Origin of the sequence: Streptomyces pluripotens (genome assembly GCF_000802245.2) — a bacterium.
GTDB classification, from domain to species: Bacteria; Actinomycetota; Actinomycetes; order Streptomycetales; family Streptomycetaceae; genus Streptomyces; species Streptomyces pluripotens.
Genome location: NZ_CP021080.1, coordinates 1994724 through 2008542, shown reverse-complemented (window position 1 = coordinate 2008542; position 13819 = coordinate 1994724). Strand labels below are relative to the sequence as shown.

General features: G+C 70.1%; 14 protein-coding genes. 6 read left to right on the top strand and 8 right to left on the bottom strand.

Translation table 11 applies throughout. The features are described from left to right. The first annotated feature begins 220 nt into the window (after window positions 1–220). Window positions 221–871 carry a DUF4360 domain-containing protein gene (locus tag LK06_RS08915; protein ID WP_039654520.1) on the top strand — a complete coding sequence of 217 codons (651 nt, stop codon included), beginning with the start codon at window positions 221–223 and terminating at the stop codon, window positions 869–871. Between the two features lie 183 nt (window positions 872–1054). Beyond that, complete coding sequence (locus LK06_RS08910; protein WP_043433535.1) at window positions 1055–1723, top strand: hypothetical protein; 669 nt, start codon at window positions 1055–1057, stop codon at window positions 1721–1723. A 76-nt stretch (window positions 1724–1799) separates the two neighbouring features. Here the strand turns inward: LK06_RS08910 and LK06_RS08905 are convergent, their stop codons facing one another. Beyond that, entirely contained in the window at window positions 1800–3440 is a 1641-nt protein-coding gene (locus LK06_RS08905) for a pyridoxal phosphate-dependent aminotransferase (RefSeq protein WP_043433533.1), read from the bottom strand. 497 nt (window positions 3441–3937) lie between these two features. Between LK06_RS08905 and LK06_RS08900 the strand changes: the two genes are divergently transcribed. Beyond that, the gene (locus LK06_RS08900) at window positions 3938–5095 is read left to right on the top strand and encodes an EstA family serine hydrolase (protein ID WP_039654517.1); all 1158 of its coding nucleotides are present in this window, start codon (window positions 3938–3940) and stop codon (window positions 5093–5095) included. Between the two features lie 140 nt (window positions 5096–5235). On the opposite strand, the gene LK06_RS08895 is transcribed toward LK06_RS08900, so the two are convergent. After that, window positions 5236–5655 carry an organic hydroperoxide resistance protein gene (locus LK06_RS08895; RefSeq protein WP_039654516.1) on the bottom strand — a complete coding sequence of 140 codons (420 nt, stop codon included), beginning with the start codon at window positions 5653–5655 and terminating at the stop codon, window positions 5236–5238. Window positions 5656–5753: 98 nt separating this feature from the next. Beyond that, window positions 5754–6776 carry an NADP-dependent oxidoreductase gene (locus tag LK06_RS08890; protein ID WP_039654515.1) on the bottom strand — a complete coding sequence of 341 codons (1023 nt, stop codon included), beginning with the start codon at window positions 6774–6776 and terminating at the stop codon, window positions 5754–5756. A gap of 110 nt (window positions 6777–6886) precedes the next feature. Between LK06_RS08890 and LK06_RS08885 the strand changes: the two genes are divergently transcribed. Further along, the gene (locus LK06_RS08885; RefSeq protein WP_039654514.1) at window positions 6887–7351 is read left to right on the top strand and encodes a MarR family winged helix-turn-helix transcriptional regulator; all 465 of its coding nucleotides are present in this window, start codon (window positions 6887–6889) and stop codon (window positions 7349–7351) included. A 43-nt stretch (window positions 7352–7394) separates the two neighbouring features. Further along, window positions 7395–8198 (top strand): EI24 domain-containing protein, encoded by an 804-nt coding sequence (locus LK06_RS08880; protein ID WP_039654513.1) that lies wholly within the window; start codon window positions 7395–7397, stop codon window positions 8196–8198. A gap of 189 nt (window positions 8199–8387) precedes the next feature. Here the strand turns inward: LK06_RS08880 and LK06_RS08875 are convergent, their stop codons facing one another. Further along, on the bottom strand, window positions 8388–9266 hold the full coding sequence (locus tag LK06_RS08875) for an SGNH/GDSL hydrolase family protein (RefSeq protein WP_039654512.1): 879 nt from the start codon (window positions 9264–9266) through the stop codon (window positions 8388–8390). A 302-nt stretch (window positions 9267–9568) separates the two neighbouring features. Between LK06_RS08875 and LK06_RS08870 the strand changes: the two genes are divergently transcribed. Beyond that, on the top strand, window positions 9569–10063 hold the full coding sequence (locus LK06_RS08870; protein ID WP_039654510.1) for a DUF3145 domain-containing protein: 495 nt from the start codon (window positions 9569–9571) through the stop codon (window positions 10061–10063). Between the two features lie 54 nt (window positions 10064–10117). Here LK06_RS08870 and fabF read toward each other — a convergent pair whose 3' ends face one another. From fabF to LK06_RS08850, 4 genes are all read right to left on the bottom strand, one after another. Then, a complete protein-coding gene (gene fabF, locus LK06_RS08865) occupies window positions 10118–11389 on the bottom strand; it encodes a beta-ketoacyl-ACP synthase II (RefSeq protein ID WP_039654509.1) in 1272 nt (423 codons plus the stop codon). A gap of 85 nt (window positions 11390–11474) precedes the next feature. Further along, window positions 11475–11723, bottom strand: a complete 249-nt coding sequence (locus LK06_RS08860) for an acyl carrier protein (protein ID WP_028422278.1) — start codon at window positions 11721–11723, stop codon at window positions 11475–11477. 78 nt (window positions 11724–11801) lie between these two features. Then, window positions 11802–12869, bottom strand: coding sequence for a ketoacyl-ACP synthase III (locus LK06_RS08855; RefSeq protein ID WP_039654508.1), 1068 nt, complete (start codon window positions 12867–12869; stop codon window positions 11802–11804). A 10-nt stretch (window positions 12870–12879) separates the two neighbouring features. Further along, entirely contained in the window at window positions 12880–13815 is a 936-nt protein-coding gene (locus LK06_RS08850) for an ACP S-malonyltransferase (protein ID WP_039654507.1), read from the bottom strand. Window positions 13816–13819: the final 4 nt, after the last annotated feature.

The window sequence follows — 13819 nt, the reverse complement described above, 5'->3', positions numbered from 1 at the left end:
TCCGGCCGTACGGCAGGGTGACCGCATCGGGGAGGAAACGGGGAACACGGGTGAGGCCGTGAAAACCCCGCTGTGAATGGCCGGAGTTCACGCTGTCCGGCCAGGACGGGGCTTTCTACGCTACCCACACCTCCCCGCTTCTTTCACAGACAGCACACAGATTCGTCAAAGGTGAAGGGGCGGCCGGAGGCACCCCCCCACCCGACGACCGGGAGAAACCATGACTGGTGGACTCCTCCTGAGCGGCGCCGTCGCCGCTCTTCTCACCACCGCGTTGCCCGCCCAGAGCCCCTCCTCCGTCTTCGACGACCCGCCCCCGGACAAGATCGTCATCGACGTGGCGACGGTGAACGGCTCCGGCTGTCCGGCGGGCACGGCCGCGGTCGCCGTCTCCCTGGACAACACGGCCTTCACGGTGACCTACAGCAACTACCTGGCCCAGGCCGGAGGCGACTCCTCTCCTACGGCCTTCCGCAAGAACTGCCAGCTCAACCTGGTGGTACACGTCCCCCAGGGCTTCACCTACGCCATCGCCAGCGCGGACTACCGCGGCTTTTTGTCCCTCCAGTCCGGTGCGACCGGCACGCAGAAGGCCTCGTACTACTTCCAGGGCTCACCGACCACCGTGCCCAGGACCCACTCCTTCAACGGCCCCTACAACGATGACTGGCAGGCCACCGACAGCACGGACTGGGCCCAGCTGGTCTGGGCACCCTGCGGAGTCCTCCGCAACTTCAACATCAACACCGAGCTGCGGGTGAGTGCCGGGAGCACGGCCCCGGACAAGGTCAGCTTCATGACGATGGACTCGACCGACGGCGACATCAGCACGGTGTACCACCTGGCGTGGAAGGAGTGCCCGGCGCAGTGAGGGCCGGGCCGCCCGCCTGCCCGCAGGCGGGCGGCCCCGACCGTGCCGGAGCGGCCGGAATCTGTCCTGGCACGGCATGTGCCTGGGTCATTTCCTCCGACTGGGCTTCCCGGAGCAACCAGGCCTTCGTCGGACGGCTCTCACCGGTTGGACCGTCACAGGCGTCGAGAGGGAGAACGGGGCATGCGTATACCGGCACGGGCACGGCTAGTTACACCGGCGGTCGTGGTGAGCCTACTGGGCCTGATGGTCGTGTCCTGTGGCAGTGGCAGTGGCAGTGGCAGTGGCGCGAAGCCGCGTCCGTCCGTGTCCCGTGCCGTCGCCGAGCGCGGCTATGAAGCGGCGTACGACGCGGGGTGGCGTGTGGGGCGGCGGCTCTTCGAGAGCGGTGGCAAGGGTGCCGCGGTCCGGGAGACGGTGTGGGGAGGCTGCGTCCGCCGGTCCCTGACGGCCCGGCCGCAGAACGTGGTGGAGAGGGACCGGGGCGCCTGGGTGTTGGGCTGCACGCAGGCCATGGGAACGGGAACGGACCGTCAACCGCCGGTTCGGCCGGTGACGCGTCGCGAATCCGCCCCGGACCTCCTCGCCCGGTTCCAGACCTGGGCCGTCGGGAACGGGAGGAAGCAGCCCGCCCGGCATGCGGGCCAGGCCGTTCTCGTTCACCTAGGAGACCGGGACTACGACGTCGAACTCACTACTTCCTACACCGACAAGAGCGCGAAAGCTGATGTGCAGCGACTGGCCGACGCGTTCGCGACCTGGTGGGACGGGGACGACGGCGACGACTCCACCGCGTGGAACCTCATCCTCCTCGCCCGGGACGGCCGACGCCTCACCACCCGGGACCTCTGAGGACGAGACGACACCGGTCACCGAACGGCCGAGGGCCGGACTCTGCGCGGACCGGTCCTTCACGGTCTCCCGTCGGTTACCCCGCCTGATCCACCCCCGCCGCGTTCGGCCAGCTCTGGGCATGGGGCCAGCCGGTCGCCGGGGCGGGGGTGAGGCCCGGGGCGGGGACGCCCGGAGCCGTCATACCGCGTACCTGGGCAGCGGTGAGGCCACCGCGCGCCGGGACGCCCGGTGGAGTGGGACCTGCCGCGGCAGCCGGTGCGGGCGCGGGTGCCGGTGGAGGGGTTGCCGGGACCGGTAGTGGCCCGGGGGCCGGGAGCGCTGCAGGTGCGGGGGCCGGGGCCGGGGCGGGTGCGGGTGCCGGTTCCGTCGTGGGCGCCGCCACCGGCTCCGGCATCCCCGTGTCCTGAGCCCCCACCGGCATCGGCATCCCGCCGCCGGTCGGCGCAGCGGCGGCGGGGAGCGGCATGCCGATACCGGCGGCATGGGTGGGGACGGCGAGCTGTGTGCCACCGCCGTTGGTCTCGCTGACCAGCCGGTCCACCGCCGCCGTACCCGAGCTGTAGTTGGTCCCGGTACCCAGCTCGGGTACGGCGGCCTTCCTCCCGGACTCGTAGAGCACTTGCTCCAGGCCGGACACCAGGCGACGCACGTCGACCTGGGGGCGCACGACGAGTCTCAGGAAGCGGCTGGAGGAGCCGATCTTGTTGCCGCACTCGCGGACCAGGATCCGGTGCTCGGCGAGCATCCGGTCCCGGACCACTGTGCCGTCGGCTCCGAGGGGCAAGCGCACGAAGAGGAAGTTGCCCTGGGACGGGTACACCGTGAGGCCGGGTAGTGCGGAGAGGCGGCTGGCCATGTCCAGGCGGTCGTGGCGGATCTGCTGGAGGCTGTGCGCGTACTCGGCGCCGTACTCCTTCAGCATGAACACCACGTGCTCGACGAAGGTGTTGAGGTTCCACTTGGGCAGCATCGAGCGGACCCTGCCCGCCAGGCCCGGGTTCGCCACCATGTAGCCGAAGCGTATGCCGTGCAGACCGAAGTTCTTGCCGAGGCTGCGCAGCACGATCACGTTGGGTCGGAGTATGGCCTCCTCGACGACGCTCGGTTCCGCTTCGGCGTCGGCGAACTCCAGGAAGGACTCGTCCACGATCACCAGGTCGAGGTCTGCCATCGCGTCCAGGAACCGGACCACCGACTGGCGGCTCAGATAGCCGCCATCGGGGTTGTTCGGGTTGCAGACGACCGCGACGCGAGTGCCCCGGGTGTGGATGAACTCGCCGTACTGCGAGGGGTCCAGGGCGAAGTCGTTCGCCTCCTGGAGCGGGAACATGTCGACCCGCTTGCCGGTTTCCATCGGTTGGTCGGTCCAGCGGCCGAAGGTGGGGACGGGGACGGCGAGGGACTCGCGGACCAGGAGGTGGTCGATCCACGTGATCAGTTCCGTGGAACCGTTGCCCATCGCCACGCATTGCGGCGGCAGGCGCAGGAGATCGCACAGCTCCGCGGTGATGGTGTCGGCATCACTGGGGTAGTACGTGATGATTTCGTGCAACCGGGACGTCAGCTCTTCGACCATGGCCGCCGTGGGGAAGTACGGGTTGCACGGGACGCAGAAATCCACCGGGCCCGACCCGTCGTTCTCCCGCGTCAGCGCTGCCATCGAAGGGCTGTGCGCGGTGGCGTTGCGGAACAACGAGGTGACGTTGTCAGGCAAGGGAACCTCCGTCCGGGTCGGCACGTGCGGAGGAGCACGGACCGCCCTTGGATACGGAGGGGGCGGCTGTGGTGTTCAACTCCCCTGTGATGTGAGCTGGTTCACGTCCCAAGGGAGTCGCTACCGTCGTCCGGTATGTCCGCTCGCCGGTGACGCACCGGCACCGGTGTGACCTCCACGGTTCCGGGAGGCCCGGCCGCGACCGGGCCTGCCGCGATTCCGATGGCGGCGCAGACGACCTCCGATCCGACGCCGGAACCATCACCCCCCCAACACCTTCCCGCATCCTGCGACGGTGCACATGAGCCGCGTCGGTGGCGTGCCCCGTACACCGCACCGTCGCATCCGCCATCCGGGGCATCGATGACACCCACGGAGCCTCGGGACGGTTGAGTCGGACAGGCACACCACGCCGTACCGGTCTCGGGGACGTCCCACGCCGTGCGGGCGTCGTGCCGAGGGGGAGCAGCGGACAGCGGCTCAGTTGAGGAGAGCGGATGACGCAGGAGATCACCGTCCACGGTACGGTCGCCGACGGCTTCGAAACGGTGCGTGAGGAGTTCGCCGCCGTCGTTGCCGGGGAACGGCAGGACTACGAGGGTCAGTTGTGTGTGTACGTCGACGGACGCCGGGTCGTGGACCTGTGGGCGGGTGAGGACGTGACGGGCGACTCGCTCTTCGGCGTGTACTCGGCTGCCAAGGGCGCGACCCACATGGTCGTGGCACTGCTCGTGCAGGACGGCACACTGGAGCCGGACCGGAAAGTCACTTACTACTGGCCGGAGTTCGGTGCGGAGGGCAAGGGCGGACTGACCCTGCGGGACGTGCTCTCCCATCGTGCGGGGCTCATCGGCACCGACACCGGGTTCACCCTCGCGGAGCTGGCCGACGACCGGGCGATCGCCGAACGCCTCGCCGACCAGCGGCCGTTCTGGCGACCGGGAACGGCGTTCGGCTACCACGCCCTGGTGGTCGGCGCGCTGATCGGCGAGGTCGTCCGGCGGGCGACGGGCCGGACCGTCCAGGAGGTGTACGAGGAGCGGATCCGCGCCCCCCACGGCCTCGGCTTCCACCTGGGTCTGCCGGCCGCCCGGGAGCCGAGCTTCCGGGCGGTGCAGCCGCTGCTGCCGACTCCGGAACAGCAGGCCCTCCTCGACGCCGCACCGACGGGTCCGCACACCCTCACGGCGATCGCCTTCAATCAGCATGGGACGGAGCCGACCGATCTCGAAGCCCTGCTGAATGAGCCGCTGATCCGGGCGAAGGGGCCGGCCTCGGTGGGCGGGGTCGCCTCGGCGCGCGGTCTCGCGGGGATGTACGCGGCGGCCGTCAGCGAGGTTGACGGCAAGGCCCCGCTGCTGAAGGAGGACACGGTCGCGGAGTTCGGGCAGATCCACTCCACCGGCCACGACCTGGTGGCCCGTGCCCACAAGTCCTTCGGTCTCGGCTTCCAGGCGACCGCGGACACCTGGCACCCCTTCCTCGGCGCCGGCACGATCGGCCACAGCGGTGCGAACGGCACCCAGGCCTTCGCCGACCCCCGCAGTCGCCTCGCCTACGGCTACACCCGTCGCCGCTTCGCCTTTCCGGGCGGCGCGGCACCGGAGAACGACCGGCTGGCGCAGGCGGCACACCGGGCGGCTGCGGCGGGCTGACCGTGCCCCGAGGGGTACCGGCGGTGCGAATGGCCCGGCGGGCGCAGCCCTCCCCTCGGACCCGTCGCCCCTGGCCGTCCCGTGGCCAAGGCCGCACCCCACGTCCGGGGTGCGGCCGCCGCCGTCCGTGACGCTGGTTCTCAGACCAGCGTCACGGTGATGTTCCCGCGCGTCGCCTTCGAGTACGGGCACACCTGGTGAGCCTTCTCCAGCAAGGCGCGCGCGGCGTGGTCGTTGACGTTCGGGAGGTGTGCCGAGATCTCCACGATGATCCCGAAACCGTCGGCGTTCTTGCCGATGCCGACCTTCACGGTGACGGTGGAGCCGGAGACGTCGGCGCCCGCCTGGCGGGCTACCACACCCAGCGCGCCCTGGAAGCAGGCGCTGTACCCGGCGGCGAACAACTGCTCCGGGTTGGTGCCGGCGCCGTTGCCGCCCATCTCCTTGGGCGGGTTCACGACGACGTCGAGTCGGCCGTCGTCGGTGGCGACGCGGCCGTCTCGGCCGTTCTCGGCGGTGGCGACGGCGGTGTACAGGACGTCGGAGTGCTGAATGGGCATGCGGTTGTCTTCCTCCTCGGTCCGCCGCGACTCGCGCCCACGATCGACGGCGGATTTCGGAAAGAAAGTACCGCATGCCGGAAAGTATGGGCCAGGGGTCAGAGCTTGACGATCATCTTGCCCGTGTTGTCGCCACGCAGGACCCCGAGGAATGCCTCCAGGTTGTTCTCGATGCCCTCGACGATCGTCTCGCGGTACTTCAACCGTCCCGAGGCGACCCAGGGGCCGACCTCCTGCACGAACTGCGACTGCAAGTCGTAGTGGTCGCCGACCAGGAAGCCCTCGATGCGGCCGCGGGTCTGGATCAGGCGCGCGAGATTCCGTGGGCCCGGGGCCGGCTCGGTGTTGTTGTAGATCGAGATCATGCCGCAGACGGCGATGCGCCCGCCCTGGTTCAGCGACCCGATGGCCGCCTCCAGGTGGTCCCCGCCCACGTTGTCGAAGTAGACGTCGATACCGTCCGGCGCGGCCTCCCGCAGCTGCTCGCTCACCGGCCCGCTCTTGTAGTTGAACGCGGCGTCGAACCCGTACTCCTCGACCAGCAGCTTGACCTTCTCGTCGGACCCGGCCGAGCCGATGACCCGCGCGGCTCCCTTGAGCTTGGCGATCTGCCCGACCTGGCTGCCCACGGCGCCGGCCGCGCCGGAGACGAAGACGATGTCGCCCTCCTTGAAGGAGGCGGTGCGCAGCAGACCGGCGTAGGCGGTCAGGCCGGTCATGCCGAGGACGCCGAGGTACGTCGACAAGGGGGCGACCTCCGGGTTGACCTTGACGGCGTTCCGCGCGTCCAGGACCGCATACTCGCGCCAACCGAGGAAGTGCAGGAGGTGGTCGCCCACCGCGATCCCCTCGGCGTTGGAGGCGATGACCTCGCCGATCGCGCCGCCCTGCATGGCCTCGCCCAGCTCGAAGGGGGCGGCGTACGACTTCGCGGCACTCATTCGGCCGCGCATGTAGGGGTCGACGGAGAGGTATTCGTTCCGCACCAGGACCTCGCCCTCGCTCGGGGCGGGGACCGGGGTCTCGACGAGGGCGAAGTCCTCGGGCTTCGGCCAGCCGACCGGGCGGCTCAGCAGGTGCCACTCACGGCTGACGGAGGGGAGTGCGGCGGACTCGGGCATGGTGCGCGACCTTCCTTGGACGTGCTCGGGTGCGGCAGATACTTCAGTGCCTGAAACAATCCTGCACGTGAATATTTCAGAATGTCAAGTAACCGGGTATTCTGGAGAGCATGTCCTCCACGTCCTCCGCGTCTTTCACGTCTTCTCCCTCGCAGACCCCCCGCGCTGACGCCCTCACCATGGAGGTCGTCGAGTTGATCGGTGATGTCGTGGCCCGCTTCTACGCGGACTACGAGAAGGCGGCGGGCGAGCACACGCTGACCGGTCCGCAGGCCCGGCTCCTCAGCCTGCTCGCGCTGGAGCCGCTGCCCATGCGCAAGCTGGCCCTGAAGCTCAAGTGCGAACCGTCCAACGTGACCGGGATCGTGGACCGCCTGGAGTCCCGCGGACTGGTGGAGCGCCGCTCCGATCCGGCCGACCGCCGGGTGAAGGTCGCCGCCGCCACGGACGAGGGCCGGCGGGTCGCCCAGGACCTGCGCGAGGGCCTGCACTTCGCGCGTGAACCCCTGGCCGGTCTCTCCGAAGCCGAACGGCGCTCGCTGCGCGACCTGCTGCGCAGGATGCTCGACGCCTGAGCGCGCCCCGGCGGGCGGACCCACCTTGGGTAAGGTCTCCGTCATGCGTGATCTCGGGGCGGGGTTCGGTTATCTGGTGAAGGGCCATCGCTGGGTGGTCCGGCACGGTCGAAGATACGGATACGGCCTGCTGCCCGGCCTGATCACGCTGGTCCTGTACACGGTGGCGCTGGTCGTGCTCGCCGCCTGGGGCGGGGACGCGGTCACCTGGGCGACACCGTTCGCTGATGACTGGGCAGGCCCCTGGCAAGGCCTGTTCCGCGGGCTGTTGACGGCCGTCCTCTTCGTCCTCGGCCTGCTGCTGGCGGTGCTGACGTTCACCGCCGTCACCCTCCTGGTGGGCCAGCCTTTCTACGAGAAACTGTCGGAGCAGGCCGACGCCGATGTCTCGCCCGACGGCACCGCCCCACAGTCGGACCTCCCCCTCTGGCGCGACCTGTGGATCTCGGCCCGCGACAGCCTGCGCATCCTGGGCCGGGCCGGTGTGTGGGGCGTTCTGCTCTTCGCTCTGAGCTTCCTGCCGTTCGTCGGGCAGACCGCCGTCCCGGTGATCGGTTTCTTCGTCACCGGCTTCTTCCTCACTGAGGAACTGACCGCAGTGGCCCTGCAGCGCCGGGGTGTCGAACTGCGACCCCGGCTCGTCCTGCTCCGCTCCCGGAAGGCGCTGGTCTGGGGCTTCGGCACCCCTCTGGGCCTGGCCTTCCTGGTTCCGTTCGTTGCGGTGTTCCTGATGCCGGGTGCGGTTGCGGGGGCCACGCTCCTCGCCCGAGACCTGCTGGGCGAGGAGAGCGTCGGCGGCGAGCCCGCCCCCGGCGGGCGGCCCGGCACGGAGGACGCCACCGCGTGACCCGGCTGCTCGTCGCCCCCTGGACCAATGCCCCGGCGCATGCACGTCCGGCACCGCGTCCCACAGGTCCTGCGTGAACCTGCTTCCGCACCGAAGAGCGACGCCGGCACTCCCCAGACTCCGGCCGGAGGACCCCAGAGCACGCACCGGACGCCGCTCTTTGACGGGCAAACGTCGCCTGCCGCGGCACTAGGCGGTGATCGTCCGGTACGCGATCGCTGCCAACCGGGCCTGGCCGTCCCTGCTGGGGTGGAACCAGTCCCAGTGGCTGAGCTGGTCGGTGTCGAAGCGGTAGTCGTAGACCGCGTTGCCGTCGAAACGGCAGCGGCGGTACGTGGCACAGACCTCCTGGAGCACCCTGTTGTACGCCACCACCTGTTGCTGCACCTGGTCCCGCCGCCGGGTGGCGGCCCCCGTCAGGTCGTCCGCGTCGGCCAGCATCGATGGGCAGACACCCAGTTTCCACACCTGTTTGCCCAGCGGACTGGTACGGCCCTCGGACCACAACCGCTTCAGATTCGGCACGCTCGCCACGTACACCTGCGTCTTCGGCAGCGACGCGCGCAGGGTGCGCAGTGCCTCCTCGAACTCCGCGCGGAAACGGGGCACCGGGGTCATCGCCGACGCCGACGTCCGGCAGGCGTCGTTCGCGCCGACCATCACCGTCACCAACTCCGGGCGGCGCGCCGCCGCCTGCGCCATCTGCTCCGGCAGGTCAGCCATCCGGGCGCCGGTCACCGCGTAGTTCCAGCTGCGTTGCGCCGCCCCGGTCACTCCGAGCAGCCGTACCGCCAGACTGTCCACCTTGGCATCGCTGCCCGTCGCCCACGACACCTCGGGACAGTCGGAGAACACCGTGCACGCGTCGAAACCGCGGGTGATGGAGTCGCCGACCGCGGCGATCGAGTCCGGGCTGCGGTTCCACGCCGGTGCGGGCGCCGTCCCCCGCGTCCTGCTGTCCTTCGGTGCGGGCGAACCCCCGCCCTGGGCGCCGCACCCGGCGAGGCCCAACACGGCGGCCGTCACGATGGTGAGAGCGGCCCGCGTACGGTTGCTTCGCTTCCGCATCACCTGCTTGATCCCCTCGTCGTCGCCTCACCGCCCTGGGCGGTGCCCGGCCGCTGCGCGGCCGTAGCCTCGGTGGTGCTTCCTCCCATCACAACGTGTGAGGGTTCCCGGCTGGGCGCGCTGGAACGGCGCACCCCCGTACAAGCGTCCCCCTGGGTGAATGGCGGCGGTTTCCTGGCGCTGGGACCGACGGTACGTCACACTCCTTGCACCGCCGCAGGGTAGCCTCGCCATCAACGCGGCCGTCGTGCCACTGCCGCCCAGCCAGTCCGCAAGATGTCCCGCTCTGCCCGGAGGTTCCGGTGACGACACGTGGAGTTCTGTACGTGCACTCCGCGCCGCGCGCGCTGTGCCCGCATGTCGAGTGGGCCGTCGCCGGGGTGCTCGGCGCGCGCGTCAACCTCGACTGGATCCGGCAGCCCGCGGCGCCCGGCACCTGGCGCTCGGAGTTCTCCTGGCAGGGCGAGGCCGGCACCGCGTCCAAGCTCGCCTCGGCACTGCGCGGCTGGCACCTGCTGCGCTTCGAGGTGACTGCCGAGCCCTGCCCGACCGCCGAGGGCGAGCGCTACAGCTGCACCCCCGACCTCGGCATCTTCCACGCCGTCACCGGCATCCACGGCGACATCCTCATCCCCGAGGACCGGCTCCGCGCGGCCCTGCTGCGCAGCCAGCGGGGAGAGACGGACCTGGAGGCCGAACTGTCCAAGCTCCTGGGCAAGCCGTGGGACGACGAGCTGGAGCCGTTCCGCTATGCGGGAGAGGGCGCACCGGTGCGCTGGCTGCACCAGGTGGTGTGAGCACGCGGAAGGGCCCCACCGGTGAACTCACCGGTGGGGCCCTTCTACGTGCACTCAGACGGTGCGGAACGCCAGTACCACGTTGTGTCCGCCGAACCCGAACGAGTCGTTCAGGGCGGCGAGACGGCCCTCGACCGGGAGCTTGCGCGCCTCACCGCGGACCACGTCCGCGTTCGCCTCGGCCTCGGGGTCGATGTTCTCGACGTTGATGGTCGGCGGAGCCACCCGGTGGTACAGCGCGAGCACGGTCGCCACCGACTCCACACCACCCGCGCCACCGAGCAGATGCCCGGTCATCGACTTGGTCGCGGACACCGCGATGTGGTCCGCGTCATCGCCCAGCACCTTCCGTAGCGCCTTCAGCTCGGCGATGTCGCCGGCGGGCGTCGAGGTCGCGTGCGCGTTGACGTGGACGATCTCGGCCGGGTTCAGATCGGTGCTGTCCAGCAGGTGCTGCAGTGCGTGGGAGATGCCGCGGCCCTCGGGCTCCGGCTGCACGATGTCATGGCTGTCGGCGGAGATGCCCTGCCCGACGGCCTCCGCGTAGACGCGCGCCCCGCGCTTCGCGGCGTGCTCGGCGGACTCCAGGACGAGCACGCCGGCGCCCTCGCCCAGGACGAAGCCGTCGCGGTCGACGTCGTAGGGACGCGAGGCGCCCTGCGGGTCGTCGTTGTTCTTGGACATCGCCATCATGTTGCCGAACGCGGCGATCGGCAGCGGGTGGATGGCCGCCTCGGTACCACCGGCGACGACCACGTCGGCCCGGCCGGTACGGATCATCTCGATGGCGTAGCCGATGGCCTCGGCACCCGACGCACACGCGGAGACCGGTGTGTGCACGCCCGCGCGGGCGCCCACGAGCAGGCCCACGTTGGCCGAGGGGCCGTTCGGCATCAGCATGGGAACGGTGTGCGGGGAGACACGGCGGACGCCCTTCTCCCTGAGCACGTCGTACTGGTCGAGCAGCGTCGTCACACCGCCGATGCCGGAGGCGATGACAGTGCCCAGCCGGTCCGGGTCGACGCTGCCGTCGTCGCCGGCCTTGCCGGTGAAGCCCGCGTCCTTCCAGGCCTCCTGAGCGGCGATCAGCGCGAACTGGGCCGACCGGTCCAGCCTGCGGGCCTGTGGCCGCGGGATGACCTCGGTGGGCTCCACGGCGACCGGGGCTGCGATACGGACGGCCTGATCGGCCGCCCAGTCCTGTCCCAGGGGTTTGACACCGGACTTGCCGGCGACCAGACCCTCCCAGGTCGAGGCTGCGTCGCCACCCAGCGGTGTGGTTGCGCCGATACCGGTGACGACCACGGTGCGATTGGTCGGGCTCACGGGAATTCTTTCTCCAACGGATGCGGGATTCTACGGCGCCACCGCCGGGTGGCGGGGCCTTGCAGCCTCAGGGGCTGAGGGCGACTCAGCTCTGGTGCTTGAGGATGTACTCGGTCGCGTCGCCGACGGTCTTGAGGTTCTTGACGTCCTCGTCCGGGATCTTCACGTCGAAGCGCTCCTCGGCGGCGACGACGACCTCGACCATGGACAGCGAGTCGACGTCCAGGTCGTCGGTGAAGGACTTGTCCAGCTGGACGTCCTCGGTGGGGATCCCGGCGATCTCGTTCACGATCTCGGCGAGACCGGCGACGATCTCTTCCTGAGTGGCGGCCATGTCAGGCGCTCCTTCTTCGATATTTCAGAGGTTGCGGCAGTTTTTCCGTGCCGGATCGTACGATCCGGCACGGAGTGCCTAGGGGAGGGTAACGACCGTGGCGGCGTAGACGAGACCCGCCCCGAATCCGATGACGAGCGCGGTGTCACCGCTCTTCGCCTCCCCGGTCGCCAGAAGCCGCTCCATCGCGAGCGGGATCGAGGCGGCCGAGGTGTTGCCGGTGGTGCGGATGTCACGGGCGACCGTGACGTGCTCCGGCAGTTTGAGGGTCTTCACCATCGAGTCGATGATCCGCACATTGGCCTGGTGCGGGATGAAGACGTCCAGGTCGTCCGCGGTGATTCCGGCCGCGTCCAGCGCTTGCTGGGCGACCTTCGCCATCTCGAACACGGCCCAGCGGAACACCGCCTGGCCTTCCTGGGTGATCGCGGGGAACTTGACGTCGCCCTCGTCGTCCAGGGGCAGCTCGGCGAGGTCGCCGGTGGGGGTCCCCCCTCCCGAGCGAAGCCGAGGGTGGGGGAGGAACCGGTCCCATGGGACGGTCTGCTTGATCGTGTCGGCCTTGTCGCCCTCGGAGCCCCACACGGTCGGGCCGATCGCCGGCTCCTGGGAAGGACCGACGATGGCCGCGCCGGCGCCGTCGCCGAACAGGAAGGCCGTCGCCCGGTCCTCCAGGTCGGTCAGGTCGCTCAGCCGCTCCACGCCGATGACGAGCACGTACTCGGCGGACCCTTCCACCACCATGCCCTTGGCGAGGGTCAGGCCGTAGCCGAAGCCGGCACATCCCGCTGAGATGTCGAACGCCGCGGCCCTGTCGGTGCCGAGCTTGTCGGCGATCTCGGTGGCGATGGCCGGGGTCTGACTGAAGTGCGAGACGGTCGAGACGACCACCGCGCCGATCTGCTCGGCGCCGATGCCGGAGTCCGCGATCGCCTTTCCGGAGGCCTCGATGGCCATCGCGGCCACGGTCTCCTCGGGACCCGCCCAGTGCCGGGTCTCGATGCCGGAGCGCGAGCGGATCCACTCGTCGGACGAGTCGATCTTCTCCAGGATCACCTCGTTGGGCACCACCCGGGTCGGCCGGTAACCGCCGACGCCGAGGATGCGTGCATACGGGGCGCCCTTGCTGGGCTTGATCTTCGCCATGTACGGCTCCTCAGGCGTCGGCGGCCGATGCATGCTCGGCGATGAGTTCGCGGGCCGCGTCGAGGTTGTCGGGGGACTTCAGGGCCAGCGTCCTGACGCCGGGCAGCGCCCGCTTGGCCAGGCCGGTCAGGGTGCCGCCCGGGCACACCTCGATGAGTGTGGTGACGCCCAGTTCCTTGAACGTCTCCATGCACAGGTCCCAGCGCACCGGGTTGGCGACCTGGCCGACCAGCCGCTCCAGCACCTCGGCACCGGTCGTGACGGCCCGGCCGTCCCGGTTGGAGACGTAGGTGACCTTCGGGTCGGCGGGTACGAGCTCCGCGGCAGCCTTGGCCAGGGTTTCGACGGCCGGAGCCATGTGATGGGTGTGGAAGGCGCCGGCGACCTTGAGCGGGACGACCTTGCGAACGCCCTCGGGCTTGTCCTCGTTCAGTGCGGCCAGCTGCTCCAGGGTGCCGGCGGCGACGATCTGGCCCGCACCGTTGAGGTTGGCCGGGGTCAGACCCAGCCGCTCCAGATGTGCGACGGAGACCTCGGGATCACCGCCCAGCAGCGCCGACATTCCGGTCTGCGTGAGCGCCGCGGCGTCGGCCATGGCCAGACCCCGCTTGCGCACGAGACTGAGCGCCGAGGTGTCGTCGAGGACGCCGGCGAAGGCGGCGGCGCTGATCTCACCGACGCTGTGACCGGCGACCGCACCCGGCGCGATCTCGGTGATGTCACCGAGTGCCGCAGCGGACAGGATGCCGGCGGCGACCAGCAACGGCTGGGCCACCGCGGTGTCCCGGATGGCGTCGGCGTCGGCCTGGGTGCCGTAGTGGACGAGGTCCAGCCCGATGGCGTCCGACCAGGCCGCGACGCGGTCAGCGGCACCGGGCAGATCGAGCCAGGGGGTCAGGAAGCCGGGCGTCTGGGCGCCCTGGCCGGGAGCGACGAGTACGAGCACTCTC